Source organism: Streptomyces sp. NPDC042336, from assembly GCF_055581985.1.
This window is the reverse complement of sequence record NZ_JBVJEA010000004.1, coordinates 1-26,876: the sequence shown is the minus strand read 5'-3', so window position 1 is coordinate 26,876 and position 26,876 is coordinate 1. Positions and strand designations below refer to the sequence as shown.

At 73.1% G+C, this 26,876-nt stretch carries 22 protein-coding genes and 1 rRNA gene; 5 read left to right on the top strand and 18 right to left on the bottom strand.

The window, feature by feature from the left end; genetic code table 11:
• Positions 1-7: 7 nt before the first annotated feature.
• The 6 genes from ACZ6IM_RS10955 to ACZ6IM_RS10930 all read right to left on the bottom strand — a co-directional run bounded on the left by ACZ6IM_RS10955 (position 8) and on the right by ACZ6IM_RS10930 (position 7,953).
• Positions 8-565: a hypothetical protein gene (locus tag ACZ6IM_RS10955; protein ID WP_469556392.1), complete on the bottom strand. Its 558-nt coding sequence runs from the start codon at positions 563-565 to the stop codon at positions 8-10.
• Entirely contained in the window at positions 562-1,692 is a 1,131-nt protein-coding gene (locus ACZ6IM_RS10950; protein ID WP_469555967.1) for a ParA family protein, read from the bottom strand. Before ACZ6IM_RS10950 ends, ACZ6IM_RS10955 begins: the two co-directional genes overlap by 4 nt.
• Positions 1,693-2,079: 387 nt before the next feature.
• The gene (ald, locus tag ACZ6IM_RS10945; RefSeq protein WP_052842123.1) at positions 2,080-3,195 is read right to left on the bottom strand and encodes an alanine dehydrogenase; all 1,116 of its coding nucleotides are present in this window, start codon (positions 3,193-3,195) and stop codon (positions 2,080-2,082) included.
• A gap of 141 nt (positions 3,196-3,336) precedes the next feature.
• Positions 3,337-5,364 (bottom strand): tetratricopeptide repeat protein, encoded by a 2,028-nt coding sequence (locus ACZ6IM_RS10940; protein WP_469555964.1) that lies wholly within the window; start codon positions 5,362-5,364, stop codon positions 3,337-3,339.
• 218 nt (positions 5,365-5,582) lie between these two features.
• Positions 5,583-6,218, bottom strand: a complete 636-nt coding sequence (locus tag ACZ6IM_RS10935; RefSeq protein ID WP_469555961.1) for an NUDIX domain-containing protein — start codon at positions 6,216-6,218, stop codon at positions 5,583-5,585.
• Between the two features lie 85 nt (positions 6,219-6,303).
• Positions 6,304-7,953: a CTP synthase gene (locus ACZ6IM_RS10930; protein WP_469555958.1), complete on the bottom strand. Its 1,650-nt coding sequence runs from the start codon at positions 7,951-7,953 to the stop codon at positions 6,304-6,306.
• Positions 7,954-8,539: 586 nt separating this feature from the next.
• On the opposite strand from ACZ6IM_RS10930, the gene ACZ6IM_RS10925 reads away from it, so the two are divergent.
• Positions 8,540-10,342, top strand: a complete 1,803-nt coding sequence (locus ACZ6IM_RS10925; protein WP_052842108.1) for a glycoside hydrolase family 15 protein — start codon at positions 8,540-8,542, stop codon at positions 10,340-10,342.
• Positions 10,343-10,767: 425 nt separating this feature from the next.
• Here ACZ6IM_RS10925 and ACZ6IM_RS10920 read toward each other — a convergent pair whose 3' ends face one another.
• Positions 10,768-11,721, bottom strand: coding sequence for an LLM class F420-dependent oxidoreductase (locus tag ACZ6IM_RS10920; RefSeq protein WP_052842109.1), 954 nt, complete (start codon positions 11,719-11,721; stop codon positions 10,768-10,770).
• A gap of 89 nt (positions 11,722-11,810) precedes the next feature.
• On the opposite strand from ACZ6IM_RS10920, the gene ACZ6IM_RS10915 reads away from it, so the two are divergent.
• Positions 11,811-13,457 carry a PucR family transcriptional regulator gene (locus tag ACZ6IM_RS10915; RefSeq protein ID WP_052842110.1) on the top strand — a complete coding sequence of 549 codons (1,647 nt, stop codon included), beginning with the start codon at positions 11,811-11,813 and terminating at the stop codon, positions 13,455-13,457.
• A 22-nt stretch (positions 13,458-13,479) separates the two neighbouring features.
• Here ACZ6IM_RS10915 and ACZ6IM_RS10910 read toward each other — a convergent pair whose 3' ends face one another.
• The 5 genes from ACZ6IM_RS10910 to ACZ6IM_RS10890 all read right to left on the bottom strand — a co-directional run bounded on the left by ACZ6IM_RS10910 (position 13,480) and on the right by ACZ6IM_RS10890 (position 18,836).
• Complete coding sequence (locus ACZ6IM_RS10910) at positions 13,480-14,628, bottom strand: glycosyltransferase family 4 protein (protein WP_469555955.1); 1,149 nt, start codon at positions 14,626-14,628, stop codon at positions 13,480-13,482.
• 279 nt (positions 14,629-14,907) lie between these two features.
• Positions 14,908-16,650, bottom strand: a complete 1,743-nt coding sequence (recN, locus tag ACZ6IM_RS10905) for a DNA repair protein RecN (protein ID WP_469555953.1) — start codon at positions 16,648-16,650, stop codon at positions 14,908-14,910.
• A 164-nt stretch (positions 16,651-16,814) separates the two neighbouring features.
• Positions 16,815-17,720, bottom strand: coding sequence for an NAD kinase (locus tag ACZ6IM_RS10900; RefSeq protein ID WP_052842112.1), 906 nt, complete (start codon positions 17,718-17,720; stop codon positions 16,815-16,817).
• A complete protein-coding gene (locus tag ACZ6IM_RS10895) occupies positions 17,717-18,532 on the bottom strand; it encodes a hemolysin (RefSeq protein WP_052842113.1) in 816 nt (271 codons plus the stop codon). The genes ACZ6IM_RS10900 and ACZ6IM_RS10895 overlap by 4 nt, the downstream gene beginning before the upstream one ends.
• 7 nt (positions 18,533-18,539) lie before the next feature.
• Positions 18,540-18,836 (bottom strand): hypothetical protein, encoded by a 297-nt coding sequence (locus tag ACZ6IM_RS10890; RefSeq protein WP_052842114.1) that lies wholly within the window; start codon positions 18,834-18,836, stop codon positions 18,540-18,542.
• Positions 18,837-18,878: 42 nt separating this feature from the next.
• Here ACZ6IM_RS10890 and ACZ6IM_RS10885 point away from each other — a divergent pair, with 42 nt between their 5' ends.
• Positions 18,879-19,226 carry an SCP2 sterol-binding domain-containing protein gene (locus ACZ6IM_RS10885; RefSeq protein ID WP_052842115.1) on the top strand — a complete coding sequence of 116 codons (348 nt, stop codon included), beginning with the start codon at positions 18,879-18,881 and terminating at the stop codon, positions 19,224-19,226.
• Here the strand turns inward: ACZ6IM_RS10885 and ACZ6IM_RS10880 are convergent.
• The 4 genes from ACZ6IM_RS10880 to ACZ6IM_RS10865 form a co-directional block, all read right to left on the bottom strand.
• Positions 19,210-20,085 carry an ABC transporter ATP-binding protein gene (locus tag ACZ6IM_RS10880; RefSeq protein WP_469555950.1) on the bottom strand — a complete coding sequence of 292 codons (876 nt, stop codon included), beginning with the start codon at positions 20,083-20,085 and terminating at the stop codon, positions 19,210-19,212. The genes ACZ6IM_RS10885 and ACZ6IM_RS10880 overlap by 17 nt on opposite strands.
• Complete coding sequence (locus ACZ6IM_RS10875; protein WP_469555948.1) at positions 20,082-21,119, bottom strand: FecCD family ABC transporter permease; 1,038 nt, start codon at positions 21,117-21,119, stop codon at positions 20,082-20,084. The genes ACZ6IM_RS10880 and ACZ6IM_RS10875 overlap by 4 nt, the downstream gene beginning before the upstream one ends.
• 14 nt (positions 21,120-21,133) lie before the next feature.
• Entirely contained in the window at positions 21,134-22,180 is a 1,047-nt protein-coding gene (locus ACZ6IM_RS10870) for an iron chelate uptake ABC transporter family permease subunit (protein WP_052842117.1), read from the bottom strand.
• A gap of 111 nt (positions 22,181-22,291) precedes the next feature.
• Positions 22,292-23,323 (bottom strand): HAD hydrolase-like protein, encoded by a 1,032-nt coding sequence (locus ACZ6IM_RS10865; protein ID WP_052842118.1) that lies wholly within the window; start codon positions 23,321-23,323, stop codon positions 22,292-22,294.
• A 72-nt stretch (positions 23,324-23,395) separates the two neighbouring features.
• Here ACZ6IM_RS10865 and ACZ6IM_RS10860 point away from each other — a divergent pair, with 72 nt between their 5' ends.
• Complete coding sequence (locus tag ACZ6IM_RS10860) at positions 23,396-24,688, top strand: DUF1015 domain-containing protein (protein WP_052842119.1); 1,293 nt, start codon at positions 23,396-23,398, stop codon at positions 24,686-24,688.
• 93 nt (positions 24,689-24,781) lie between these two features.
• Here ACZ6IM_RS10860 and ACZ6IM_RS10855 read toward each other — a convergent pair whose 3' ends face one another.
• Positions 24,782-25,525 (bottom strand): tetratricopeptide repeat protein, encoded by a 744-nt coding sequence (locus ACZ6IM_RS10855; protein ID WP_469556387.1) that lies wholly within the window; start codon positions 25,523-25,525, stop codon positions 24,782-24,784.
• A 66-nt stretch (positions 25,526-25,591) separates the two neighbouring features.
• Here ACZ6IM_RS10855 and ACZ6IM_RS10850 point away from each other — a divergent pair, with 66 nt between their 5' ends.
• Positions 25,592-26,662, top strand: coding sequence for a hypothetical protein (locus tag ACZ6IM_RS10850; protein ID WP_469556433.1), 1,071 nt, complete (start codon positions 25,592-25,594; stop codon positions 26,660-26,662).
• A gap of 122 nt (positions 26,663-26,784) precedes the next feature.
• Here the strand turns inward: ACZ6IM_RS10850 and rrf are convergent.
• Positions 26,785-26,876 (bottom strand): 5S ribosomal RNA (gene rrf / locus ACZ6IM_RS10845); the annotation flags it as partial.

Sequence of the window (26,876 nt, the reverse complement as noted above, 5' to 3'; positions counted from 1 at the left end):
GCTACCGCTACCGCCCGCGCAGCCGTCGTACGAGGATGCTGGCGTCCCCGCGGGTCTCCAGGTCGGCCAGGACCACGGCGACGGCCTCGCGGACGATGCGGCCGCGGTCCACGGCCAGGCCGTGTTCGCCGCGGAGCACCAGGCGGGCGTGCTCCAGGTCCATCAGCTCCTCGGCGGAGACGTACACGGTGATCTTCTCGTCGTGGCGCTCACGCCCGCTGGGGCGCCGTGCGGCGGCCCTGCCGCGCTTGCGGGGCCGGTCGGCGGCAGAACCTTCCTGCGCGCCCGTAGCGGGCCCGGAGGCCCGTGCGGAACGCTCCGTGCCCCGCGTGTGCGACTCGCCCGCCGAGCCCGGCTCCGCGTCGGCGGCCGCGTGCTCCGCGCCCTCGCCGTCCCCGCCCTGGGCGGGCACCGACTGCGGTGCGTCCTCGGCGGCGGCCTGGTCGCTCTCCCCCGCCGGGGCCGGCACCCGGGCCTCGCCGCCCGCCGGTCGCCGCGGGGTGGACGCCTGGAGCGCCATTCCCCCTGTCGTACGGAAGAGTTCGTCGGCCCCCGGCAGACTCACTCGGCGTGACACCGGGCGAGCACCTCCCTGGCGAGCTGGCGGTAGGCGGCGGCACCGACGGAGTTGGACGCGTACGTGGTGATCGGCTCACCGGCGACCGTGGTCTCCGGGAAGCGGACCGTGCGCCCGATGACCGTGTGGTAGACGTGGTCGTCGAACGCCTCGACGACCCGCGCGAGCACCTCACGGCTGTGCACCGTGCGCGAGTCGTACATCGTGGCGAGGATGCCGTCGAGCTCCAGGTCGGGGTTGAGCCGTTCCTGGACCTTCTCGATCGTCTCGGTCAGCAGCGCCACACCGCGCAGCGCGAAGAACTCGCACTCCAGCGGCACGATCACCTTGTGCGCCGCGGTGAGCGCGTTGACCGTGAGCAGGCCGAGCGAGGGCTGGCAGTCGATCACGATGTAGTCGTAGTCGTCCATCAGCGGCTTGAGCGCCCGCTGCAGCGTGGACTCCCGCGCGACCTCGCTCACCAGCTGCACCTCGGCAGCCGACAGGTCGATGTTGCTGGGCAGCAGGTCCATGTTGGGGACCGCGGTCTTCAGCAGCACCTCGTCGGCGGCCATGCCCCGCTCCATGAGCAGGTTGTAGACGGTGAGGTCGAGCTCCATCGGGTTGACGCCGAGGCCGACCGACAGCGCGCCCTGCGGGTCGAAGTCGACGAGCAGCACCCGGCGCCCGTACTCGGCGAGCGCGGCACCCAGGTTGATGGTCGACGTGGTCTTGCCCACGCCGCCCTTCTGGTTGCACATCGCGATGATCTTGGCGGGGCCGTGCTCGGTCAGCGGGCCCGGGATCGGGAAGTACGGCAGCGGGCGTCCGGTCGGGCCGATGCGCTCACGGCGCTGTCGGGCCGCGTCGGGCGCGAGCGTGGCGGCGTACTCGGGATCCGGCTCGTACTCCGCGTCCGGGTCGTAGAAGTGCCCCTCGGGCAGTTCGTCGTAGTCGGCGAAGTGGTTGCGTGGCGCGCCACTTCCGTCGCCGGCCATGGCGTTCACGTGTTGGCCATCCATACTCATGTGTGCTGTCCGAGTTGCCTGCGGACTCTGGTGGTCGGCTGCGGAGGTGCGTACAGCCACGGAGCCGACCGCCTCGAGACGCCCGGGACTGTGGGTCCGTGCCGGCATTCCTGGTTGACCACCCCCGGGAGTAAATGTCGACTCATTCACAAGTCGTCTTACCTCCTTGGTGACCAGGGAACTTCTAGACAGGTCAGCGTGGCACCATGCCGACGTTCGGCGACTCTATGGCGTGTCGGCCGTCCGCAGCAACACAATCCGCCGGACCCGGCCCGATGTGTCGGCAATGAAACATCCCTCTGTCAAGGGCGTACGGCCGTCGCACAGCAGGTTTCACCGGTGCGCGAATCGGTTGAAGCGTTACGTTCGAGGCGAGTTGACCGAGAATCGCAAAGTGACCATACACACACCCGGCCGGACCTTGTCGGGCAAGGTCCGGCCGGGTGTGCGGGGTTGACGACAGCTGTTGACGTATCGCCTTTGCCGTTTGATGACTTAGGCGAGCAGAGTCGCCGGGTCGACATACTCCAGGCCGTGCGCCTCGGCGACCTCGCGGTAAACCACCTTGCCGTCATGGGTGTTGAGACCCCTGGCCAGCGCGGGGTCGCGGCGCAGCGCCTCGGCCCAGCCGCGGTCGGCCAGCTCGACGATGTAGGGCAGCGTGGCGTTGGTGAGCGCGTTGGTGGAGGTGTTGGGCACCGCGCCGGGCATGTTGGCGACGCAGTAGAAGACCGAGTTGTGGACCCTGAAGGTCGGCTCGGCGTGCGTGGTCGGGTGCGAGTCCTCGAAGCAGCCGCCCTGGTCGATCGCGATGTCGACAAGGACACTGCCCGGCTTCATGCGGGAGACCAGCTCGTTGGTGACCAGCTTCGGGGCCTTGGCGCCCGGGATGAGCACCGCACCGATGACCAGGTCGGCGTCGACGACGGCCTTCTCCAGCTCGAAGGAGTTGGACATCACGGCCTTGACCTTGGTGCCGAAGATCCTGTCGGCCTCGCGCAGCTTGTTGATGTCGCGGTCGAGCAGGGTCACGTCGAAGCCCATCCCGACGGCGATCTGGGTGGCGTTCCAGCCGGAGACACCGCCGCCGATGACGACGGCCTTGGCGGGGGTCACGCCGGGCACGCCACCGGGCAGCACGCCGCGCCCGCCGTTGGGGGCCATCAGGTGGTAGGCGCCGACCTGCGGGGCGATCCGGCCCGCGACCTCGGACATCGGGGCCAGCAGCGGCAGCGCGCGGCCGGGCAGCTCGACCGTCTCGTAGGCGATGGCGGTGGTGCCGGACTCGACGAGCGCGTCCGTGCACTCCTTGGAGGCGGCCAGGTGCAGGTAGGTGAAGAGCGTCTGGTCCTTGCGCAGGCGGTGGTACTCCTGAGCGATCGGCTCCTTGACCTTCAGGAGCAGGTCCGCGGTGGCCCACACCTCGTCGGCGGTGTCGAGTATCCGCGCACCGGCCGCGACGTACTCCTCGTCGGGGATCGAGGAGCCGACACCGGCGCCGTGCTCGATGACGACCTGGTGACCGTGGCGCACCAGCTCGTGCACGCCGGCGGGGGTGATGGCCACCCGGAACTCGTTGTTCTTGACCTCGCGGGGGATGCCGACCTTCACGTGGATCACGGTCCTTGGCTCAGAGGATGGGCTATTACAAGGCATACCCGCTCAAGCGCGGGCACACCGGGAGAGACCGCAGAGAACGTGCGGCAGAGCCAGTTTAATGAAGGCGTTCCCTCTGTCTAGCCTTTCAAAGCATTAACCTTCAGACGATGTGCTGCGGATTTCGCAGGCGTCTGCGGAATCTTCCCTCAACATCCGTTCGGCCGCGCCCCGCTCCAGGCCCGCCGCGGTGGGGTCGCCGAGCCGGTCCAACGTGTCGGCGAGCCGCAGGTGCAGCGCGGCCTGGAGCCGTACGTCCTCGGCCCGGCGGGCCCAGTCGACGGCCTCCTGGCAGGTGCGCAGCGACTCCTCGGGGCGCCCCGCGTACTCCTGGACCCGGGCCAGCTCCGACAGCGCCCGCGCGTGCGCGGCCACGTCGCCCGCCTTGCGGTGCCCGGCCACCGCGGCGCGCCAGCACCGCACCGCCTCGCCGTAGCGACCGGCGTAGGTGTGGGCGGTGGCGATGCGGCCGTAGATCCGGGCGGCGTCGGCGCGCTCGTCCCGGGCGAGGCGCTGGGCGAGGGCCCGGCCGAACCAGTCGGCGGCGCGGTCGTAGTCGCCCAGCTCCAGGTGGGCGCCGCCCACGGATTCCATCGCGCGTCCGGTCGCGTACGGGTCGTTCGCCTCGCGTCCGGCGTCCAGCGCGGCCCGGTAGCGCACCAGGGCCTCGGTGGTGCGGCCGGTGCGGGCGTCCAGGTCCGCCAGGTTGAGCAGGGCCGCCGCCTTCTCCCTGGGCAGTTCGCGGCGCTCGGCCACGTCGAGGACGAGCCGGTGGATCCCGTACAGGTCGGGGGCCGCGGCCCGAGTGCCGAAGTGGGCCACCATGGCCCGCACCAGCTGGGACATCAGTCTGCGGGCGAGGGTGTCCAGCTCGCCGTCGGCGACCGCGAGGCGGGCGGCGGCCAGCAGGGCCGGGCGCCGGGCCCGCAGCCAGTCGGCGGCGGCCCCGGGGTGCGGGAAGCGCAGGTCGCGCGGCGTGGCGAGGAGCTTCTCCCGGGCCTGCGGGCTGTCGGTCTCGGTGACCGCGCGGCAGGACTGGAGCAGCCGCACGGTCCGCTCCAGCATGCGGGCACGGGCCAGTTGCAGCTCGGCGGGCCGGTCGTGCTTGCGGGCGAGGGCGCTCAGCCGGCCGTGCAGGCATTCGGGCACCTCGTACTCCGGCAGCGGTGAGCCGACGGCGCGCAGCAGCCCGTGGGCGACGAAGTCGTCCAGGGTGCTGCGGGCGCCGCTCACCGAGCAGCCGGCGAGCGCGGAGGCGGTGTGCGGGTCGACCCGGCCCGCCGGGGCGAGGGAGAGCAGCCTCAGCATGCGGGCGGCGGTGCCGGGCAGCGACGCGTAGACGAGGCCGAAGACTCGGTCGAGCGCGCTCCCCTCGTCGCTCTCCGCGTGCACGTGCTTGGCCAGGTCGGCGACGGCCGCCTGGGGGCGGGCCGCGAGCCAGCCCCCGGCCAGGGTCAGCGCGGCCGGCTGGGCCTGGCACAGCTCGACCAGCTGTTCGGCGGCCCGGGGGTCGACGGTGATGCGGACCGAGCCGGTGTGGCGGGACAGCAGTTCCACCGCCGACTTGGTGTCCAGGCCCCCCAGCGTGCACGGGCGGACGTCCGCGATGCCGGTCAGCGGGCCCTCGGCCACGGCGACGGCCAGGCAGTGAGGGGTGTCCGGCAGCAGTGCGTCGACCTGCTCGGCATCGGCGACGGCGTCGAGCAGGAGCAGCACCCTGCGGTCGGCGAGCACGCCGCGCAGCGCCTCGGTGAGGTCGTCCTCGTCGGCCCCGGGCGGCTCGGCGCGGTCCAGTGCGGTGAGCAGCTCCCGGGCGAGACGTCCGACGGGGACGCGGGTGCCGTCGGGCTCGCTGAGCCGGGCCCGCAGCACGCCGTCCGGGTAGTCGTGCGCGACCCGCGCGGCCAGTTCCTCCGCGAGCGCGGTGCGCCCCGAGCCGGGACGCCCCGCGATGAGCAGCACGCGCGCGCGGGGGGCCTTGCGGCCGGAGAGGGTGTCGAGGCCGGCGCGCTCGATGTCGGCGCGCAGCTCCTTCAGCTCCCGGGTGCGGCCCAGGAATCCGCTCTCCGCAGCAGGGTCCTGAGACAGTCGTACGCCGTCCGTGTCCACCGCCTGATCCGTCACGGGCCACACTCCCGATCCCACCGCACGCCGGTGCCCGCCGGAAGCCCGGTTCGGGCGTTTCCGAGCCTAGTTCACGCTCTGCGATGTTCCCGGTGGAGCGCGGCGGGCAGGTCCCTCGATCGGATCAACCGATCGTCACACCGGACGGGTGGGGCGCCCGCCGACCGCGCGGACCGGCCGCTCCGGGGCTCCCGTAACGCTGGGTACCCGACCGTCCCCTACGCCTCGAAGGGCCGCGCCGGCCACGGCGCCTGGGCCGGACGGAGCGCGTCGAGCCCGTCGCCCTGCTCGGCGGCGACCAGTGAGAGCAAGCCCACGACCAGGCAGTTGTTGTGCAGCTCCCCCGCGAGCACCCCCCGGACCAGGTCGGCGACGGGCACCCGCGCCAGCTCCATGTCGGCCTCTTCGTCCTCGACCTCGAAGCGCTCCCCGGCGGCCTCGGACAGGTCCCGGGCGAGGAAGATCCGTACGGCCTCGTCGCAGCCGCCGGGGGTGGTGTAGACGTCGGTCAGCACCCGCCAGTCCTCGGCCTTGACGTGCGCCTCCTCGTACAGCTCGCGCTGGGCGGCGTGCAGCGGGTTCTCGCCGGGGACGTCGAGCAGGCCGGCCGGGATCTCCCACAGCTTCTCGCGCACCGGGTGCCGGTACTGCCGGATGACCAGCACCCGGCCCTCCCCGTCCAGGGCGAGGACGGCGACCGAGCCGGGGTGGACCTGGTAGTCGCGGGTCACCACGGAGCCGTCGGGCATCACCACGTCGTCCGTGCGGACCGAGGTCTTCTTGCCCCGGAAGGGGGTCTGGCTGCCCCGGATCTCCCACTCCTCGGGGGTGTCCTTGATCGTGCTGCCCGTCATCGGTGACCTGTCCTTCCAGAGGTGCGCGAAAGCCGGGGCCCGCGCCGTTGAGTGCGCGTGCCCCGGCCACCGTACAACTGGTGTGCTACTTCGACGTCTTCCGCTCGACCGCGGCCTTGACCAGCCCGGCGAAGAGCGGGTGCGGGCGGGTCGGGCGCGAGCGCAGCTCCGGGTGCGCCTGCGTGGCGACCAGGTAGGGGTGGACGTCGCGCGGGTACTCGACGTACTCGACGAGCTTGCCGTCCGGGGAGGTGCCCGAGAAGAGGATGCCGGCCTTCTTCTCCAGCTCCGCGCGGTAGGCGTTGTTCACCTCGTAGCGGTGGCGGTGCCGCTCCTCGACGTACTCCTTGCCGTCGTACGTCTCGCGCACGATGGAGCCCTCGGCCAGCTTGGCCGGGTACATGCCGAGCCGCATAGTGCCGCCCATGTCGCCCTCGCCGGCCACGATGTCCAGCTGCTCGGCCATGGTGGAGACGACCGGGTGGGCGGTGGCGGGGTCGAACTCGGTGGAGTTGGCGTCCGCGATGCCGGCCAGGTTGCGCGCGGCCTCGACGACGATGCACTGCAGGCCGAGGCAGAGTCCGAGCAGCGGAATCCCGTTCTCACGGGCGTACTTGATCGCGCCGACCTTGCCGGTCACCCCGCGCTCGCCGAAGCCGCCGGGGATGCAGATCGCGTCCACGTCGCCGAGTTGCGCCTGGGCGCCGGCCGGGGTCTTGCAGTCGTCGGACGTGACCCACTTGATCTTCACGCGGGCCTTGTTCGCGAAGCCGCCCGCGCGCAGCGCCTCGGTGACCGAGAGGTAGGCGTCGGGCAGGTCGATGTACTTGCCGACCAGGGCCATGACGATCTCGTGCTCGGGGTTGTGCACCCGGTCGAGCAGGTCGTCCCAGGTCGTCCAGTCCACGTCGCGGAACGGCAGGTCCAGCTTGCGGACGACGTAGGCGTCCAGGCCCTCGGTGTGGACGACCTTGGGGATGTCGTAGATGGAGCGGGCGTCGGGGCAGGCCACGACGGCGTCCTCGTCGACGTCGCACATCAGCGAGATCTTGCGCTTGATCGCGGTCGGGACCTCGCGGTCGCAGCGCAGCACGATCGCGTCCGGCTGGATGCCGATGTTGCGCAGGGCGGCGACGCTGTGCTGGGTCGGCTTGGTCTTCAGCTCGCCCGAGGGGCCGATGTAGGGCAGGAGCGAGATGTGCACGACGAACACGTTGTCCCGGCCGACCTCGTGCCGGACCTGGCGGACGGTCTCCAGGAACGGCAGCGACTCGATGTCGCCGACCGTGCCGCCGACCTCGGTGATCACGACGTCGACCTCGTCCGTCGCCATGCGGCGGATGCGGTGCTTGATCTCGTTGGTGATGTGCGGGATGACCTGGACGGTGTCGCCCAGGTACTCGCCGCGCCGCTCCTTGGCGATCACCGTGGAGTACACCTGGCCGGTGGTGACGTTGGCCGAGCCGTCGAGGTCGCGGTCGAGGAAGCGCTCGTAGTGGCCGATGTCCAGGTCGGTCTCGGCGCCGTCGTTGGTGACGAACACCTCACCGTGCTGGAAGGGGTTCATCGTGCCGGGGTCGACGTTCAGGTACGGGTCGAGCTTCTGCATCACGACGCGCAGGCCCCGGGCCTTGAGCAACATGCCGAGGCTGGAGGCGGTGAGCCCCTTGCCCAGCGAGGAGGCGACACCCCCGGTGACGAAGATGTGCTTGGTCGTCGAAAATTTGGGCGGCATGGCCAAGAGGGGGCTCCCGTGGTCGCGGTCTGGGGTGCGGTGCGTTCGTCCTCCGCCCCGGTCGTCCCGGGTGTCGTCGGCGGCGCCGTCGCTGCGGTTCCGGGGTTTTTCTCCCACCGGTCCACGGGCTACCAGCGTATCAGCGCCTCGGGGCGACGGCGTCCGGCCACCCTCCGCGCACGCCCGGACACGCAGGTGGGACCGTCACGGTTTCCTCACCCGGTGGTCACCCGTTCGGCGGACCCGGGTTGCCCGGAGCGGCACACAGATCATCTACGTGCGTCGTATCCTGCTCGGACGTTCGCTGCCGAGCCCGCCCGGCGACACGGCACCACCCCTCGCCCGTCAGCTGCCGGAACAACGAGAGCTCGTCAGTTCGTTGAGCAACAATTGTCGTTCGGGGCATCACGTTTGGCTGCACGGCCGGACGGCTGCTTTGCTTCATCGCTCAACGAGGCATGGCACACACGACCGACATCCTCGACACACGTTTCCTGACACACACCCCTGACCCCACCCTTGACCGCTGACCGCACTAGCGACCGCCCCCATGCGGGGTGACGTGGCCGTTCGACTGGAGTTGCACGTGGCCGGGCGCATCGAAGACTACGCACTCATCGGAGACATGCAGACCGCTGCCCTGGTCTGCCGGGACGGCACAGTCGACTGGCTGTGCCTGCCCCGCTTCGACTCGCATGCCATCTTCGCCGGCCTGCTGGGCACCGGGGAGCACGGATTCTGGCGGCTCGGACCCGCCTACGCACCCGGCGCCGAACCGCCCACCTCGGCCCGGCGCACCTACCGCGGCGACTCGCTGATCCTGGAGTCCGAGTGGGACACCCCGCGCGGCACCGTCCGGGTGATCGATTTCATGCCGCCCCGCGACGGCGCGCCGCAGCTGATCCGGATCGTGGAGGGCGTCTCCGGCCGGGTGCCGATGCGCTCGGAGCTGCGGATGCGGTTCAGCTACGGGCGGGTGGTCCCCTGGGTGCGCAAGCAGGACGGCCGCACGGTGGCCGTCGCGGGCCCGGACTCCGTGTGGTTCGACACGGAGGCGGAGACCTACGGCAAGGCGCTGACCACGTACGCGGACTTCACGGTGGCGCCGGGTGACCGGATCGCGTTCACGATCTCGTGGGAGCCCTCGCACAAGGAGCCGCCGGCGCTGCCGGAGCCCGAGCAGTCGCTGGTGGCCACCGAGGACTTCTGGCGCGACTGGGTCGAGCACTGTACGTACCACGGTCCCTACCGGGAGGCGGTGGTCCGCTCCCTGATCACGCTGAAGGCCCTGACGTACGCCCCCACCGGCGGCATCGTCGCCGCCCCCACCACCTCCCTGCCGGAGGACATCGGCGGCGTCCGCAACTGGGACTACCGCTACACCTGGCTGCGCGACGCCGCGATCACCCTGTCCTCGCTGCTGCGCACCGGCTACCGCGAGGAGGCCCGCGCCTGGCGCGAGTGGCTGCTGCGCGCGGTCGCCGGCGACCCCGAGAACCTGCAGATCATGTACGGCATCGCCGGCGAGCGGGAGCTGGGCGAGGCGGAGCTGGACTGGCTGCCCGGCTACGAGACCTCGACGCCGGTCCGGGTCGGCAACGGCGCGGCCCACCAGCTCCAGCTGGACGTCTACGGCGAGGTGACCGAGGCCCTGCACCTGGGCCACATGACGGGCCTGGCCCGCAACGACTACGCCTCGGTGCTCCAGCTCAAGCTGATCCGCTACCTGGAGTCCCACTGGCACGAGCCGGACGAGGGCATCTGGGAGGTGCGCGGCCCGCGCCGCCACTTCGTGCACTCCAAGGTGATGGCCTGGGTCGCCGTCGACCGCACCATCAAGCTGATCGAGTCCGGTGACGCGGACGGCCCGCTGGAGCGCTGGAAGCAGCTGCGCGACGACATCCACCGGGACGTGTGCGAGAAGGGCTACGACAAGGAACGCAACACGTTCACGCAGTCCTACGGCTCCCAGGAGCTGGACGCCTCCCTGCTGCTGATCCCGCAGATGGGCTTCCTGCCGCCCGACGACAAGCGGGTCATCGGCACCATCGAGGCCATCCAGCGCGAGCTGTCCACCTCGGACGGCTTCATCCTGCGCTACCCGACGGACGGCAAGGACGAGGGCGTCGACGGGCTGCCGGGCGACGAGGGCGCCTTCCTCGCCTGCTCGTTCTGGATGGCCGACGACCTGGCGATGATCGGCCGGGTCGACGAGGCTCGCAAGCTGTTCGAGAAGCTGCTCTCCCTGCGCAACGACCTCGGTCTCCTGGCCGAGGAGTGGGACCCCCGCCTGCAGCGCCAGGTCGGCAACTTCCCGCAGGCCTTCAGCCACGTGCCCCTGATCGACACGGCCCTCAGGCTGACGGCGAGCGGGGCGTACGGCGGCTGACCGGGCCCCGGGCCGGACCGCCCACCAGGCTCCGGCCCGGCAACGGCCGCCCGCGCGACCCCGGCACGTCGGACGGTCCGCCGCCGGTGCGTCCCACGGCCACCGGCCGCCCTCGCCGACCTGACGGCAGCCATGGGACGGCCGCCGGTCACCGAGGCGCGGCAAGCCCGCCACAGGCCACAGGTGGCCCGGCCGGCGCTGGTCGCTACGACCGTGGTCAGCCCCCTCCCCCTGGTGGCCCTGCCACGCCGGCGGGGCCCGCGCTGCCAAGGCCCGGCCGCCGGTCACTTACGGAGTGGCGCGCCCGCCCCGGTGGCCCGGCCGCGCCAACGGGGCGCGCGCCGCCGGGGGTCCGGCCACCGCCGACGCGGACGGGTCGGGGCCGCTTCCGGGAAGTCCGGGACGGGCCCCGGGTCTGGGCCCGTTCAGGGTGCCAGTGCCGTCAGGGTTCGTTCGCCGCCCGGGTCACCGGCCGTCGCCGGTACCAGGGCGATCTCGTCCAGGCCCGCCTTCGCGTAGGCGTCCGTCCGGGCGCGTACGGTGCCGAGGTCGCCGATCAGGCCCACGGTGGCCGCCGCCTCCTCCGGCAGCGCCCGCAGCAGGGTGTCCGCGTCGGCTCCCGTACGGGCCAGCGCGACCGCCTCGCCGAAACCGGCCTCCTCGAACATCTCGCGGTAGCCGGGCACCGTGAGGTAGCCCACGACGCTGCGCATGACCTGGGTGAGGGAGGCGGGGTCGGGATCGACGGCGGCGGGCACCCAGGCGGCCAGCTTCGGCGGGGTCCGGCCGACCTCGCCGGAGGCCGCGAGCAGCTTGGCGCGCAGGGCGCGGACCTGCTCGGGCGAGACCACGTCGAGGAGCATGCGGTCGGCGTACCGGGCGGCGACCGAGATCGCGCGGTCGCCGAAGGCCGCCACGGTGAGCGGACCGCCCGGCGGCCGGTGGCGGCGCGGGAACGTGCTGCCGGGCACGACGGGCTCGCCCGGCGCCCCGTGGAGCAGTGCCCGCAGCGCCCCGGCGGTCTCCTCCAGCACGGCCGCCGGCCGCTCCCTGACCCGGCCGTGCACGCCCTCCACGACCCGTTTGCTGGACGTGCCCAGCGCCACGCCGACCGGGCGCCCGGTGACCGCGGCCACCGAGGCGGCGCCCCGCGCGATGCCATGCGGGTCGCGCACCGAGACGGCCACCGGCCCGGCGGTGAGCGCGATCCGCCGCGTGCCCGCCCCGACGGCCGCGGCCAGCACGAACGCGTCCCAGGTCGGCCCCTCCCCCAGCCACACCTCGGGGTATCCCAGCCGGTCTGCCTGCTGCGCCACCCGCAAGGGCTCGTCGAGGGGGCTGGCGTCCTCACGTGCGGCGGCCACGACGGTGATGTCCATGTCCGGTGCCCTACCCACCGGACGCCCGCCGATCCGGGGAGGGCCCGGCGGATGTCCCGTACGGGGCGGCGCCGGGTAGCGTCCGGCCCATGGACAGCGGCATGAGCAGCGGATTCGACACGCAGGGCGCCGGGATCACCGTGCGGCGGGCACTGGAGCTGCCCGGGCTGCGCAGCGGTCTGCCGGAGATCCTCGCGGGCGCGGACCGCATGCAGCGCACGGTGCGCTGGGTGCACGCGGGCGAGGTGCCCAACATCGCGTCGCTGCTCAAGGGCGGCGAACTGCTGCTGACCACGGGCTACGGCCTCGGCACCCGCCCCGCCGAGCAGCGGGCGTTCGTGCGCACGCTGGCCGAGCGCGGCATCGCGGCCCTCGTCGTGGAGCTGGGCCCGCGCTTCGCCCGGCTGCCGGCGGCGCTGGTCGACACGGCCCGCACGGCCGGGCTGCCGCTGGTGCAGCTGCACCGCGAGGTCCCGTTCGTGACGGTCACCGAGGAGATCCACACCGAGATCGTCAACGGCCACTACGCGCTGCTGCAGCGGGCCGAGGAGGTGCACCGCCGCTGCACCGAGGCCCTGCTGGGCGGCGGCGGAGTGCCCCAGGTCCTCGCCATCCTGGCCGACTTCGCCGGCAACCCGGTCTTCCTGGAGACCACCGACGGCCGCCTGCTGTACGCCGCCGGTGCCGGACCCGAGGGCGCCGACCCCCTCCAGGTCTGGGAGGGTCTGCGGGACCCGCACAAGGACGCGCCGCCCCCGGCGGGCTCGGTCCTCGTGGACGTGCCCGGCGGCGGACCCGGCACGGGGTCGGTCCGGGCCCGGCTGGTCCTGCTGCCGGTGCGGTCCCCGCTGGCGCCGGTGCACCGGATGGCGGCGGAGCGGGCGGCGGGCATCCTCGCCGTGGTGCTGATGCAGGCACGGCAGGAGGAGGAGCTGGCGGCGCGCGGGCGGGGCGACTTCCTCACCGACCTGGCCGAGGGCCGGATCACCGCGGAGGCCGCTCCGGCGCAGGCCCGGGTCCTGGGCTTCAAGCCGGGCTCCGGTCCGCTGCTGCCGGTGGTGATGCGGCTGGGCGACGCCCTGTCCCCCGCGGGCGGCGGCTGGGCGGTGCTGGCGCGCGCGGTCGCCGAGGAACTGGCCTCGGTGGGGGTGCCGGTCCTGCTGGGCGTGCGGCCGGTGGAGGGCCGGGTCCCGCTGCTGCTGGGGCTGCGCTCGGAGCCGGAGCGGGCGGCGGTCGCGGACCGGGTCGCGGCGGCACTGCGGGCGGGCGCGGAACGGGCAGGGATGCAGCGGCCGGGGGCGCAGCCGCCCGTCGTGGTCGTCGGGGTGCCCGGCGGCTGGGCGGCGGCCTCGGCGGGCCTCAGGCACGCGGCGGAGACGGCGGCCGCGGCGCAGGGCCTGACCGACCGGCCCTGGTACGACGCCCGGCGCCTGGACATCGACCTGCTGCTGTGGCGGCTGCGCGACCACCCGGACCTCGCGGCGTTCGTGGACCGGGCCATCGGCCCACTGCGCGACCACGACGAGCGCTCGAAGCCGCCCCTGCTGCCCACCCTCCAGACGTACCTGGCCCACGCCGGCCGCAAGGCGGAGACGGCGCGCGAGCTCCACCTGAACCGGCAGACGCTCTACAACCGGCTGGCGCGGATCGGGGAGTTGCTGGGCACGGACCTCGACGACCCGCAGACCGTACTGGCACTGAGCCTGGCCCTGCGCGCCCGCCGGCACGTGCCGTAGGGCGGGGCCCGAAGGCGGGTGCCTAGAGCAACGGCGTGGGCTGCGTCAACTCGTCGTAGATGCTCAGCACCTGGGCGACGGTCTCGTCCTCGGTCGGCCAGGTGGCCGCCTGCCGTGCGCCCCGCTCCCGCAGCTCGTCCTGCCGTGCGGGGTCGGCGAGCAGGCGGCCCACGGCGCCCGCGAGGGCTCCCGCGTCCCCGGGCGGCACGAGTTCGGCGGCGTCGCCGACCAGCTCGGGGATACCCCCGGCGGCAGCGGCGACCAGCGGCACGCGCGCGTGGAGTGCCTCCTGGGCGAGGACCGAACGCCCCGGTTCCCGGCGGCTCGGCAGCAGCGCGAGGTCGGCCGCCGCCAGCAGGTCGGGGACGTCCTCGCGGCTGCCGACGAGCACCACCGGCAGTCCCTCGCCCTCGATCCGCCCCTGCAACTCGCCGCGCAGCGGGCCCTCTCCGGCGACCACGACCAGCGGCGCCGGGTCGAGGCGGCGCCACGCGCGCGCGGCGTCGAGCAGGACGTCGTACCCCCGGTGCGGCTCCAGGGAGCCGACGGCGACCAGCAACGGGCGGTCGATGGCGCCGAGTTCGGCCCGGACCTTGGGCCGCAGCCGGTCGGGGTCCTCGAGACCGGCCGGCCGGTCCGGCCGTGCGGGCAGCGCGACCGGGCCGAGGCGGGCGTCCCGCGCGCCCGTCCGCCGTGCCCCGTCGACCAGCTCCGAGGTGGCGCCGAGCACGACGGTGGCGGCCTTCATCACCCGCCGCTCCAGCACCCGCAGCAGCTGGCCGCGGGCCCCTTCGGCGTGCACCCGGTCGTGCCAGGTGACGACGAGCGGTGTGCGCACCCGCCGCCCGCCGAGGGCCAGGGCGGCCCGGAAGGAGGCGTGCAGTCCGTGCGCGTGCACCAGGTCGGCCTCGGCGCACACCGTCCGCAGCGCGGCCACCGAGACGGGATCGCTGCTGCGCGGCACGTGCACGTGGTCGGCCCCGGCGCCCGTGAAGTCGTAGGTGCGCTCCGCATCGGAGGGGGCGCACACCGTCACTTTCACGCCCCGCGCGACGAGCCCCGCGGCCAGTGAGCGCACATGCGCGCTGCTGCCGGCGTTGCCGCCGCCCAGCACCTGCACGGTGCGCAGCGACGACTGGCCGTGCGGTGAGTGGCTGCTCACGGGGGTCACCTGGCCGCGGCTCCTGGTTCGGCGGGGGACGGTCACGAAGAACGTACAGAAGGATGGTGCGGACGGGGCACGCCGGGCGTGCTCCGGTGCGCTGCTCCGTCAAGGATGCCAGGCCGCACGGGTGTTCCGGGAACGACGACCGCCACGACCGGACGACCGACGGGACAACGACACGGAACCATCTCACTCGTACGAGTGAACGTCACCCCGCCGCACCGGCCCAGCCGGGGCGTACGTCCAGGAGACCGACGACGTACGCCCGCGCGGACGCCGAGGCCCCTACTGGTCGGCCCGGGCCGTCTCCAGCAGTTCCTCCGCGTGGGCGCGGGCCGTCTCCGAGTCCTCCTGGCCGGCGAGCATCCGGGAGAGTTCCCGCACGCGTTCCTCGCCTTCCAGGATCTTCACGCCGGAGCGGGTGACCGAGCCGTCGTTCGTCTTCTCCACCAGCAGCTGCCGGTCGGCGAACGCGGCCACCTGCGGCAGATGCGTGACGACCACGACCTGCGCGCTCTTCGCCAGCCGCGCCAGCCGCCGCCCGATCTCCACCGCCGCCTTGCCGCCGACCCCGGCGTCGACCTCGTCGAACAGGTACGTCGGCACCGGGTCGGTGCCCGCGAAGACGACCTCCACGGCCAGCATCACGCGCGACAGCTCACCGCCGGACGCGCCCTTGGCGATCGGCCGCGGCGGCGCACCGGGGTGCGGGGCCAGCAGCAGCTCCACCTCGTCGGCGCCCGACGGGCCGTACGCGACCGTCCGCCCGCCGACCTCGACGCCCTCCGGGTCCTCGGTCTGCCGGATCGCGAACGACACGCGCGCGTGGGGCATGGCGAGCGACGCCAGCTCGGCGGTCACCGCGGCGGCGAACCGCTCGGCGGCCTCGGTCCGCGCGTCGGTCAGCGCCTGGGCGAGCCCGCCCAGTTCCGCCCGCAGCGCGTCCCGCTCGGCGGTCAGCTCGCCGATCCGCTCGTCGTCCCCGTCCAGCTCGGTCAGCCGCGCGGCGCTCTGCTCGGCCCAGCTCAGCACGGCCGCGATGTCCTCGCCGTACTTCCTGGTCAGCGCGGTGAGCGCGGCCCGGCGCTCCTCGACCGCCGCGAGACGCAGCGGATCGGCGTCCAGGTCGTCCGCGTACCCGGCGAGCTCCCCGGCCACGTCCCGCAGCAGGATGCCGACCTCACCGATCCGCTCGGCGAGCGCGGCAAGCGCCGGGTCGTGGGACCGTACGGCGTCCAGGGCCCGCTGCGCCCCCGCGACGAGCGTGGAGCCGTCCACGCCCTCGGGGTCCTCGGGGTTGCCCGCCAGGGCGGCGTGGGCGGCCGTGGCGGCCGACGCGAGCGCCTCGGCGTGTCCCAGCCGCTCCGCCTCCTCCGCCAGCTCCACGTCCTCACCGGCGCGCGGCTCGACGGCCGCGATCTCGTCGAGGCCGTAGCGCAGGAGGTCGGCCTCCTGGGCGCGCTCACGCGCGCGCGTGGTGATCTCCGCCAGCTCCGTGGTGACGGCCCGCAGCCGGCGGTACGCCTCTGCGTACTTGGCGAGCGGTCCGGCAACCGCGTCGCCCGCGTACCGGTCCAGGGCCTGCCGCTGCCGGGTGAGCTTGAGCAGCCCCTGCTGGTCGGTCTGCCCGTGCACGGCCACCAGCTCGTCGGCCAGCTCGGCGAGCATCCCCACCGGCACCGAGCGCCCGCCCAGGTGCGCGCGCGATCTTCCCTCGGCGGAAACGGTACGGCTGATCAGCAGCGCCCCGTCGTCCAGCTCGGCCCCGGCCTCCTCGGCCCGGACGGCGGCCGCGGCGTCGCCGGGCACGGCGATGCGCCCCTCGACGACCGCGTTCTTCGCCCCGATCCGCACGAGCGCCGCGTCCGCGCGTCCGCCCAGCAGCAGCCCCAGGCTGGTGACCACCATGGTCTTGCCGGCACCCGTCTCACCGGTGACAGCGGTGAACCCGGGCGACAGCTCGACCACGGCGTCGTCGATGACCCCGAGCGACCGTATCCGCATCTCCTCAAGCACGGACACGACCATACGAGGTCGAGGGCAGGGAGCGCACACAAGGCCGCCCTTGCAACGCCGTGCGGCGCACACCGCTCAGGGGCGCGGGACCGTGCTGACGGCGGCTCGGCCGCGGGGCGCGACCGGCCACGGACCACCCGCGGCCGGGCCCCGGCAGAACCACCCCTTCGAGACCGCTAATGCGGCGCCCCGCGCCATCCGGAAACCGGCAACGCGAATTTCGCCACCAGCCGGTCCGTGAACGACGCGTGGTGCAGCCGCGCCAGCCGCACCGGCACCGCGCCCCGCCGGACCTCCACCCGCGCCCCCGGCGGCAGCTCCACCGTCCGCCGCCCGTCACACCACAGCACCCCCGGCGGGACATGCGGCAGCACCTCCACCGCGAGCACCGAGTCCGGCGAGGTGACCAGCGGCTTCGCGAACAGCGCGTGGGCGCTGATCGGCACCATCAGCAGCGCCTCCACCTCGGGCCACACCACAGGACCCCCGGCCGAGAAGGCGTACGCCGTCGACCCGGTCGGCGTCGACAGCACGATGCCGTCGCAGCCGAACCCGGTCACCGGCCGGCCGTCGATCTCCAGCACGACTTCCAGCAGCTTCTCCGCGCCGGCCTTCTGCACGGCGGCCTCGTTCAGCGCCCAGTCGGTGTGCACGATGTCGCCGTTGCGGTGCACGACGACGTCGACGGTCATCCGCTCCTCGACCTCGTAGGCCCGGCTCACCACCCGGTCGACGACCTTGTCCAGGTCGTCACGCTCGGCCTCCGCGAGGAAGCCGACCCGCCCGAGGTTGACCCCGAGCATCGGCACTCCGGACGCGCGGGCGAACTCGGCGCCGCGCAGCAGCGTGCCGTCGCCGCCCAGCACGATCAGCAGCTCGCACCCGTCCAGGCACTGCGGAGTGGCCTCGCCGACCAGCTCCACCTCGCCCGGCAGCGGCAGGTCGCGTGCCTCGGCCTCCAGGACCCTCACCCCGATCCCGGCCCGCAGCAGCCCCTTGACCACCAGCTCGGCGCTGCGAATGGCAGCGGGGCGCCCGGTGTGGGCGAGCAGGAAAACAGTACGCGCTCGGTTCTGTGTCAACGCGGCCCCTCCGCCACTGCACGGTCAACATCGGCCGGGTCCAGTTCACCGGCCCCAGCCCGCAGCCACAGAAAGTACTCGACGTTCCCGGAGGGACCCGGCAGCGGGCTGGCGGTGACCCCCTTCACCCCGAGCCCCAGCTCCCAGGCCCTGCGCGCGACCGACCGCACGGCCTCGGCCCGCAACTGCGCGCTGCGCACCACTCCCCCGCTGCCGAGCCGTTCCTTCCCCACCTCGAACTGCGGCTTCACCATCATCACCAGGTCGGCGTCCGGCCGGGTGCACCGCACCAGGGCGGGCAGTACCAGTCCGAGCGGGATGAAGGACAGATCCCCCACGACAAGGTCCACGGGCTCCCCATCGATCGCTTCCGGCGTCAACTCGCGTACGTTCGTACGGTCCTTGACGGTGACGCGTTCATCCTGCCGGAGACTCCACGCGAGTTGTCCGTAGCCGACGTCCACGGCGACGACGTGCGCGGCGCCCGCCCGCAGCAGTACGTCGGTGAAGCCGCCGGTGGAGGCACCGGCGTCCAGGGCCCGCCGCCCCTCGACGACGAGGCCCTGCGGCACGAACGCCGACAGTGCCCCGGCGAGCTTGTGGCCGCCGCGCGAGACGTAGTCGGGGTCGTTGTCGTCGGCGGTCACCACGATCGCCGCGGCGGTCTCTACCTGCGTGGCGGGCTTCGTCGCGACGGTCTTGCCGACGGTGACCCGCCCGGCGGCGATCAGCTGGCTCGCGTGCTCGCGCGAGCGCGCCAGCTTGCGGCGGACCAGCTCCGCGTCGAGACGGCGGCGTGCGACTCCTGCCACGTTCGGTTCAGCTCCTGTGTTCGTGCGGGGACGGGGGCGCCGGTGGTCCCGGGCGGGCGTCGAGCGCGGTGAGCGCGTCGCGCAGCCCCCGGTGTACATCCTCGTACACCTCCACGTGTCCGTCGGTGGCCAGGTGGTCGGCGTCGGCCAGCCGCGCCAGCCGGGCGTCGACCTCGGCGTTCCCGGTGGGGGCGCGGGGGACGTCCAGCGGGGCGGGGGCGGCCGGCTCGTACCCGGGGCCGGGGGCCGCCCCGGGCTCCGCCTCCTCGGGCTCGGTCTGCGGCTCCGGTACTGCGTCGCTCATGCCCCGACGCTACCGCGTGGCACTGGGGTACGGTCGGTCCCGATGGCGACGACTGAGGAGTGCCGTGCCGCACTCGACAAGCTCTCGGACAGCATGCGGGACGCCGAAGGGGACGTGCGGTCGGCCACGGAGCTGGACCGCTCGGTGAGCTGCCACATCACCGACCTGGACGTCACCTTCGCCGGACGCATGGCGGACGGTCGCATCGACGTGCGCGAGACCCTTGAGGGGCCGCCGCGCGAGAAGGCCGAGATCAGGCTGGCGATGACCGGCGACGACCTGGTGGCCCTGGTGGCGGGCGAACTGAACTTCGCCAGGGCCTGGGGCTCGGGCCGGGTGAAGCTGGAAGCGGGCCTCAGGGACCTGTTCCGGCTCAGGAAGCTCCTGTAGCCGCCACCTTGTCCAGCTCGGTACGGCCCTTGCGGGCGGCCGGCACCACCAGTGGCGTGCCCGTCTCCGGGTCGTCGATGACCTGGCAGCGCAGCCCGAAGACCCGCTCGACCAGGTCGGCGGTGACGATGTCCTTCGGCGCGCCCTCGGCGATGATCTCCCCGTCGCGCAGGGCGATGAGGTGGGTGGCGTAGCGGGCGGCGTGGTTGAGGTCGTGCAGCACGGCCACGAGGGTGCGGCCCTGCTCCTCGTGGAGTTCCGCGCACAGGTCGAGCACGTCGATCTGGTGCTGGATGTCCAGGTACGTCGTCGGCTCGTCGAGGAGCAGCAGCGGGGTCTGCTGGGCGAGCGCCATGGCGATCCATACGCGCTGGCGCTGTCCGCCGGAGAGTTCGTCGACGTAGCGGTCGGCCAGCTCCGAGATGCCGGTGCGGGCCATCGACTCCTGGACGACCCGCTCGTCCTCGGTCGACCACTGGCGCAGGATGCCCTGGTGCGGGTAGCGGCCGCGGCCGACGAGGTCGCCGACGGTGATGCCGTCGGGCGCGATGGAGGACTGCGGGAGCAGGCCGAGGGTCCGGGCGACCTGCTTGGCGGGCATCGACTGGATGACCGACCCGTCGAGCAGCACCCGGCCCTGGCTCGGCTTGAGCATCCGTGACAGGGCGCGCAGCAGGGTGGACTTGCCGCACGCGTTCGGACCGACGATCACGGTGAAGGAGTTGTCGGGTATCTCCACCGACAGCTGCTCCGCGATGACCCGCTGGTCGTAGGCGAGGGTGACGTTCTCGGCGGTCAGGCGGTTCACGTTGCTCCTTTGGTTGTTCGACCCGCTGCGGTGGCCGGTGCCGGCGCTCATATCCGTCCCGCCTTGCGCTCGGTGACCAGCAGCCACAGCAGGTAGACGCCGCCGAGGACGCCGGTGACGACACCTACGGGCAACTGGTCGGCGCCGAAGACCCGCTGCGAGATGAAGTCGGCGCCGACCAGCAGGGCGGCGCCCATGCACAGGGACGGCAGCAGGTTGGGACCGGGCGAGCGGGTCAGCCGCCGGGCGAGCTGCGGCGCGGTGAGCGCCACGAAGCTGACCGGTCCCGCGGCGGCGGTGGCCGAGGCGGTGAGCAGTACGGCGGCCACCATCAGCAGCGCCCGCACCCGCTCGACGCGCACCCCGAGCGCGTACGAGATGTCGTCGCCCATCTCCATCATCCGCAGCGCCCGCCCGTTGGTGAGCACGAGCGGCACGAGCACGGCGCACAGCGCGAGCAGGGGCCAGACCTGGTCCCAGTCGCGGCCGTTGAGGGAGCCGGTCATCCAGACGACGGCGCGGGAGGCGTCGACGATGTCGGCGCGGGTGAGCAGGTAGCCGTTGACCGCCGTGACGATCGCGGACACGCCGATACCGACCAGGACCAGCCGGTATCCGTGCACGCCCTGCTTCCAGGCGAGCAGGTAGATGGCGAGACCGGTCACCAGGCCACCGGCCAGCGCGCCGACGGTGACCTGGGCCGAGCTGCCGGAGAACAGGACGATCATGATGAGCGCACCGGCCGTCGCGCCCTGCCCGAGGCCGAGTACGTCCGGACTGCCGAGCGGGTTGCGGGAGATGGCCTGGAAGAGGGCGCCCCCGACGCCGAGCGCGGCGCCGACCAGCAGTCCGACCAGGACCCGCGGCAGTCGCAGTTCGTTGACGATGAACTCCTGCCCGGCGTTGCCCTGGCCGACCAGGGTCTTCAGCACGTCGGCGGGCGGTATGTCGAAGTCGCCGGTGCCGATCAGCAGCACGCTCGCGGCGAGCGCGAGGAGCAGCAGCAGGGCGACCACGACGGTGGCCCGCACGTCCAGGCGGAAGGACAGCCCGCCCGGGCTGCGCACGGCACGGTTGGTCTTCACGGTCTTCCCGTTCCTCACAGCTGGGCCGTCCTCCGCCGTCGTACGAGAAAGATGAAGACCGGCCCGCCGAGGACGGCGGTGACGATGCCGACCTGGAGTTCCGAGGGCCGGGCCACGATCCGGCCCAGGACGTCCGCGCCCAGCAGCAGCACCGGGGACAGGATCGCCGCGTAGGGCAGGATCCAGCGCATGTCGGGTCCGGTGAAGGAGCGGACGATGTGCGGGATCATCAGCCCGACGAACACGATCGGCCCGCAGGCGGCGGTCGCGGCCCCGCACAGCACGGTCGCGGCGAGCATGGACAGCGCCCGAGTGCGGTTCAGGTTGGCGCCCAGGGCCTTGGCGGTGTCGTCGCCCATCTCCATGGCGTTGAGCGGCCGGGCGAGCGCGAGGGCCAGGACCGTGCCCACCACGAAGAAGGGCAGCACCTCCTTGATGGTCCCGTTCGTCGCCGAGGCGAGCGAACCGACCGTCCAGAAGCGCATCCGGCCCAGCGCCGCGTCATCCATGATCATCACGGCCTGGAGGTAGCCGAAGAGCGCGGCACTGATCGCGGTCCCCGCCAGCACCAGCCGCACCGGCGTGGCACCCCGGCTGCCGCCCAGGAACCAGACCAGTGCGCCGACCCCCGCCGCACCGGCGAAGGCGAACCACACGTACCCGGTGAGCGAGGTGACGCCGAAGAAGGTGATGCCCGTGACGACGGCCGCCGAGGCGCCCGCGTTGATGCCGAGCAGTCCGGGATCGGCCAGCGGATTGCGGGTCAGCGCCTGCAGTACGGCTCCCGCGAGGCCGAGGGCGGCGCCGGCCAGCAGACCGAGGACGGTGCGCGACAGCCGCTCGCCGACCACGACGTCGCCGTAGGTGCCCGAGTCGTGGAAGAGGCCGTGCCAGACCTCCGACAGGGACAGGTCCTTCGCGCCGATCGCGATGCTCGCCACCACGATGAGCACCAGGGCCGCCACGGAAACGGGCAGCCCCGCGGCACGCAGGACACGGCGCTTGGAGGGTGGCACGGGAGCGGTCTCCGCGCGCTGTTCGGGGGGACTGTCGACCAACACGCAGTTAGGTTAGCCTACCCTGCCAATCGATCACGATCCGCGAGTCCTCCGAGGCCGCCCCGGCCCGGCGCGCTCCGGCCCGTGAACGGGCGCCTTCCCCGGTACGCCGCCTCACAACCCCAACCGCGCCAGCGCCTTCCCCGAGTCCAGCTCGCAACCCCGCTCTCCGCCCGCCGTCCAGGCCGCCGCGCACAGCGCACGCAGCCCGTCCAGCGCCGCGCCCTCGCCGTCCAGCTCCAGCCGCTCGGCGCCGGCCGTCGCCGTCCAGCCGCCGCAGCGAAAGCCTCCCTCCGCGTCACCGGTGACCTCCGGCTGCCCGGTGAGCAGGCCGCGCAGATCGGCGTCGACGTACGTCGGCCGGTGCCGCGGCGGCGCCGCCAGCAACTGCGCTCCGTCGGTCACGCCGGTCAGGACGAGCAGCGAGTCGACCTCCCCGTTGAACGCGCCCTCGATGTCCGTGTCCAGCCGGTCGCCCACCACCAGGGGGCGTCGGGCGCCGGTCCGCAGGATCGTCTCCCGGTGCATGGGGGGCAAGGGCTTCCCCGCGACCTGCGGCTCGGCGCCGGTCGCGATCCGCACGACCTCCACCGCCGCGCCGTTGCCCGGGGCGATCCCGCGGGCGCCCGGGATGGTCAGGTCGGTGTTGGAGGCGTACCAGGGCACGCCCCGCGCGATCGCGTAGCAGGCCTCGGCGAACCGGCCCCAAGGCAGCTCGGGACCGCCGAACCCCTGCACCACGGCCGCCGGATCGTCCTCGGCCGACTCCACGGGCTCGAGACCGCGCTCGCGCAGCGCCACGCGCAGCCCTTCACCGCCGATCACCAGCACCCGCGCCCCCGAGGGCACCTGCTCGGCGATCAGCCGGGCCACCGCCTGCGCCGACGTGATGACGTCCTCGGCGCCCGTCGGTATGCCCAGCTCGGTCAGGTGCGCGGCCACCGCGTCGGGAGTCCGGAGCGCGTTGTTGGTGACGTACGCCAGGCGCATGCCGCCGTCGCGGGCCGTGGCGAGGGAGTCGACGGCGTGCGCGATCGCGTCACCCCCGGCATACACCACGCCGTCCAGGTCGAGCAGCGCCGTGTCGTAGGCCTCGTTCAGACCGCGCCCACTGCCCTCGGGCCTCGTCCTGACGCTCCGGCTCATTGCGCATCGCTCCTCGTTCGTCGCCTTTCCCCCGATCATCCCCCATGCCACTGACACACGTACGATGCCGGGATGAACTCTGCAGGTCACCCGGAAGCAACGGCGCGCCGGGGCCTGGAACTCACCCCGTTCCGAGGCCTCCGCTACGACCCCGACCGGGTCGGCAGCCTGGCCGCCGTGACCTCCCCTCCCTACGACGTCGTGGTCCGCCCCGACGGCCTGCTGCACCTCGAGTCCGCCGACCCGTACAACATCGTCCGGCTGATCCTGCCCCAGGCCGCCACGCCTGAGGCACGCAACGAGCAGGCCGCCCGCACTCTGCGGCGCTGGACGACGGAAGGCGTCCTGACGACCGACCCCGAACCGGGCCTGTACGTCTACGAGCAGCGCGACCGCGAAGGCCTGCTGCAGCGCGGCGTCATCGGCGCCCTGCGCGTGTCGGACCCCGCCGAGCAGGTGGTCCTGCCGCACGAGGACGTCATGCCCCACGTCGTCGCCGACCGCGCGGCACTCATGCGGGCCACCCGGGCGAACCTCGAACCGCTGCTCCTGACCTACCGCGGCGACGGCGAGGCGCCGGCCACCACCGCCCTCGTGGAACGCACCGCCGAACAGCCACCGCTCCTGTCCACGACCACGGAGGACGGCTACTGCCACCGCCTGTGGTCGGTCAGCGAACCGGACACCGTGGCCCGCGTCCAGGCCGAGCTGTCCCGGCACCAGGCCCTCATCGCCGACGGCCACCACCGCTGGGCCACCTACCGCACCCTCCGCGCGGAACACCCCTCGCCCAGCCCGTGGGACCACGGCCTGGTCCTCCTGGTCGACACGGCCCGCTACCCGCTCCGCGTCCGCGCCATCCACCGGCTGCTGCACGGCGTCCCGGTGCACGACGCCGTGGCCGCCCTGGCCGGGCACTTCCGCGTCCGCCGCTTGGACACGCCCCTGGAGGCGTCCCTGGAAACCCTGGCCGAGGCGGCCGACACGGGCAACGTCTTCCTCCTGGCCGGCGACGGTGCCTTCCACCTCGTCGACCTGCCGGACCCCGGCCTGCTGGCGCGCACGGTCCCCGCCGACCGGCCCGAGGCCTGGCGGACCCTGGACGCCACCGTCCTGCACGCCACCCTCCTCGCCCACGTCTGGCACGTCCCCGACGACTCGGCGGCCCACATCTCGTACATCCACGACACGGCGGCCACCGTCGCGAAGGCCGAACGCGACGGCGGTACGGCGGTGCTGATGCACCCGGTCCGCGAGGAGGTCGTGCGCGACCTGGCCCGGCAGGGCGTCACCATGCCCCGCAAGTCCACCTCCTTCGGCCCGAAGCCGGCCTCGGGCCTGGTACTGCGCACACTCGACGCCTGAGACGGGACGGCCTGACGACACGCCGAAGGGGGCGGGCCCGTGCACCGGACCCGCCCCCTTCGACTCGCCGTCAGGCCGCCAGGCCGTCAGTCCTCAGTCCTTGTCGCCGTCCTCGGCGGAAGGGCTCTGCCCCTCGCCCTCGGACTCGTCCTCGTCCTCGTCCAGGGCGTCCATGAACTCCACGCCGTCCAGCTCGGCGAGCCGGTCGGAGGCGTCCGTGCTGCCGTCGCGGTCCGACTCCACGGCCTTCGCGAACCACTCCCGCGCCTCCCGCTCCCGGCCGGCGGCCAGCAGCGCGTCGGCGTAGGCGTACCGCAGCCGCGCGGTCCACGGCTGTACGGAGTTGGAGGCCAACTCGGGGCTCTGCAGCGTCACGATGGCCGCGTCCAGCTGTCCCATGTCACGCCGGGCGCCGGCCGCCACGAGGCGCATCTCGACCTGACCGGCCTTGTCCAGCTTGTGCACCTCGGGAGCACCGGCCATGTCCAGCGCCTTCTCCGGCCGGCCGAGCCCACGCTCGCAGTCGGCCATGACCGGCCACAGCTCCACGGACCCGGTCATCCGCCGTGCGGCCCGGAACTCCGCCAGCGCCTCGCCGTACTTCTGGTTGGCGTACGCGGCGAACCCGGCCGCCTCCCGTACGGCGGCGACGCGGGACGCCAGGCGCAGGGCCACCCTGGAGTAGCCGTACGCGGCCTCCGGGTCCTCGTCCAGCAGCCGCGCCACCATCACCAGGTTCCTGGCGACGTCCTCGGCGAGCGTCTTGGGCAGACTCTGCAGCTCCTGCCGTACGTCCTTGTCGATCTCGTCGCCCGTGACCTCCTCGGGGATCGGCAGGCGCTTGATCGGCTCACGGTCCCGGTCACGGTCGCGCTCCTCGCGGAAGCGGCCACCGCCACCGCCGTGCCGGTCATCGCGCCCCCGGTAACCACCGGGGCGCCCACCGCGGTCGTCACGACGGCGCCCACGGCCTCCGCGGTCGTCCCGCCCGCGGAACCCACCGCGGTCGCCACCCCGGCTGTCGTCACGACGGTCGTCACGCCGACCGAATCCGCCACGCTCACCCCGGTTGTCGTCCCGGCGGAAGCCACCACGATCACCACGGTCGTCACGCCGATCGTCGCGGCGGTCGTCCCGGCGGAAGGGGGGACGGTCGCCGCCCCGGTCGTCCCGGCGGTACGAGGGACGGTCACCGCTCCGGTCGTCACGACGGTCATCCCGACGGAACGAGGGACGGTCACCGCTCCGGTCGTCACGACGGTCATCCCGACGGAACGAAGGACGGTCACCACCACGATCGCGGTCGTCCCGACGTCCGTAACCGCCACCACGGCTGTCCTCACGACGACCATCACGGCGGTCATCGCGGCGGTCGTCCCGACGGAAGGGAGGACGCTCGCCACCCCGGTCATCACGACGGAACGCGGGACGGTCACCACCACGGTCGTCACGACGGTCGTCCCGACGGAAGGGAGGACGCTCGCCACCCCGGTCGTCACGGCGGTCATCACGACGGAACGAAGGACGCTCGCCACCACGGTCGTCACGACGGTCATCACGACGGAACGAAGGACGGTCACCACCACGGTCATCGCAGCGGTCGTCCCGACGGAAGGGAGGACGCTCGCCACGACGGTCATCACGACGGAACGAAGGACGGTCACCGCTCCGGTCGTCGCGGCGGTCGTCCCGGCGGAAGGGGGGACGGTCACCACCCCGGTCGTCACGACGGTCATCCCGACGGAACGCGGGACGGTCACCACCACGATCGCGATCGTCACGGCGGGGTCCACGGTCACGGTCGTCACGACGGAAGCCGCCGCTCTGCCCGCCACGGGCATCGCCCCGGCGGTCGTCACGGCGGAACCCACCGCGGTCACCGCGCTGACCTCTACGGTCACCGCGGTCACCACTGTCCCGTCGCCGCTGGTCGCGCTCCGGTCGGTCGTCGGGAGAGTTGGTCGACATGGGTGACTCCTGTCTTCGGTACCGCAAAGTCATTCTCGCGCAGCCGGCTACCCGGTGCGCCCTGGAAAAACGAAAGGACCCCTGGTCCCCAGCTGAACGCTGGGGACCAGGGGTCCTTTCCAAAGATTGTTCGGCGGCGTCCTACTCTCCCACAGGGTCCCCCCTGCAGTACCATCGGCGCTGTAAGGCTTAGCTTCCGGGTTCGAAATGTAACCGGGCG

What these genes read in the sequence shown, in the direction of transcription:
- ACZ6IM_RS10930 (WP_469555958.1), bottom strand. Translation starts at nt 7,953, where the DNA reads ATGCCGCCCAAATTTTCGACGACCAAGCACATCTTCGTCACCGGGGGT.
- ACZ6IM_RS10865 (WP_052842118.1), bottom strand. Translation starts at nt 23,323, where the DNA reads ATGAGCCGGAGCGTCAGGACGAGGCCCGAGGGCAGTGGGCGCGGTCTG.
- recN (WP_469555953.1), bottom strand. Translation starts at nt 16,650, where the DNA reads ATGGTCGTGTCCGTGCTTGAGGAGATGCGGATACGGTCGCTCGGGGTC.
- ACZ6IM_RS10920 (WP_052842109.1), bottom strand. Translation starts at nt 11,721, where the DNA reads ATGGACATCACCGTCGTGGCCGCCGCACGTGAGGACGCCAGCCCCCTC.
- ACZ6IM_RS10915 (WP_052842110.1), top strand. Translation starts at nt 11,811, where the DNA reads ATGGACAGCGGCATGAGCAGCGGATTCGACACGCAGGGCGCCGGGATC.
- ACZ6IM_RS10890 (WP_052842114.1), bottom strand. Translation starts at nt 18,836, where the DNA reads ATGAGCGACGCAGTACCGGAGCCGCAGACCGAGCCCGAGGAGGCGGAG.
- ACZ6IM_RS10950 (WP_469555967.1), bottom strand. Translation starts at nt 1,692, where the DNA reads ATGCCGGCACGGACCCACAGTCCCGGGCGTCTCGAGGCGGTCGGCTCC.
- ACZ6IM_RS10860 (WP_052842119.1), top strand. Translation starts at nt 23,396, where the DNA reads ATGAACTCTGCAGGTCACCCGGAAGCAACGGCGCGCCGGGGCCTGGAA.
- ACZ6IM_RS10880 (WP_469555950.1), bottom strand. Translation starts at nt 20,085, where the DNA reads ATGAGCGCCGGCACCGGCCACCGCAGCGGGTCGAACAACCAAAGGAGC.
- ACZ6IM_RS10935 (WP_469555961.1), bottom strand. Translation starts at nt 6,218, where the DNA reads ATGACGGGCAGCACGATCAAGGACACCCCCGAGGAGTGGGAGATCCGG.
- ACZ6IM_RS10885 (WP_052842115.1), top strand. Translation starts at nt 18,879, where the DNA reads ATGGCGACGACTGAGGAGTGCCGTGCCGCACTCGACAAGCTCTCGGAC.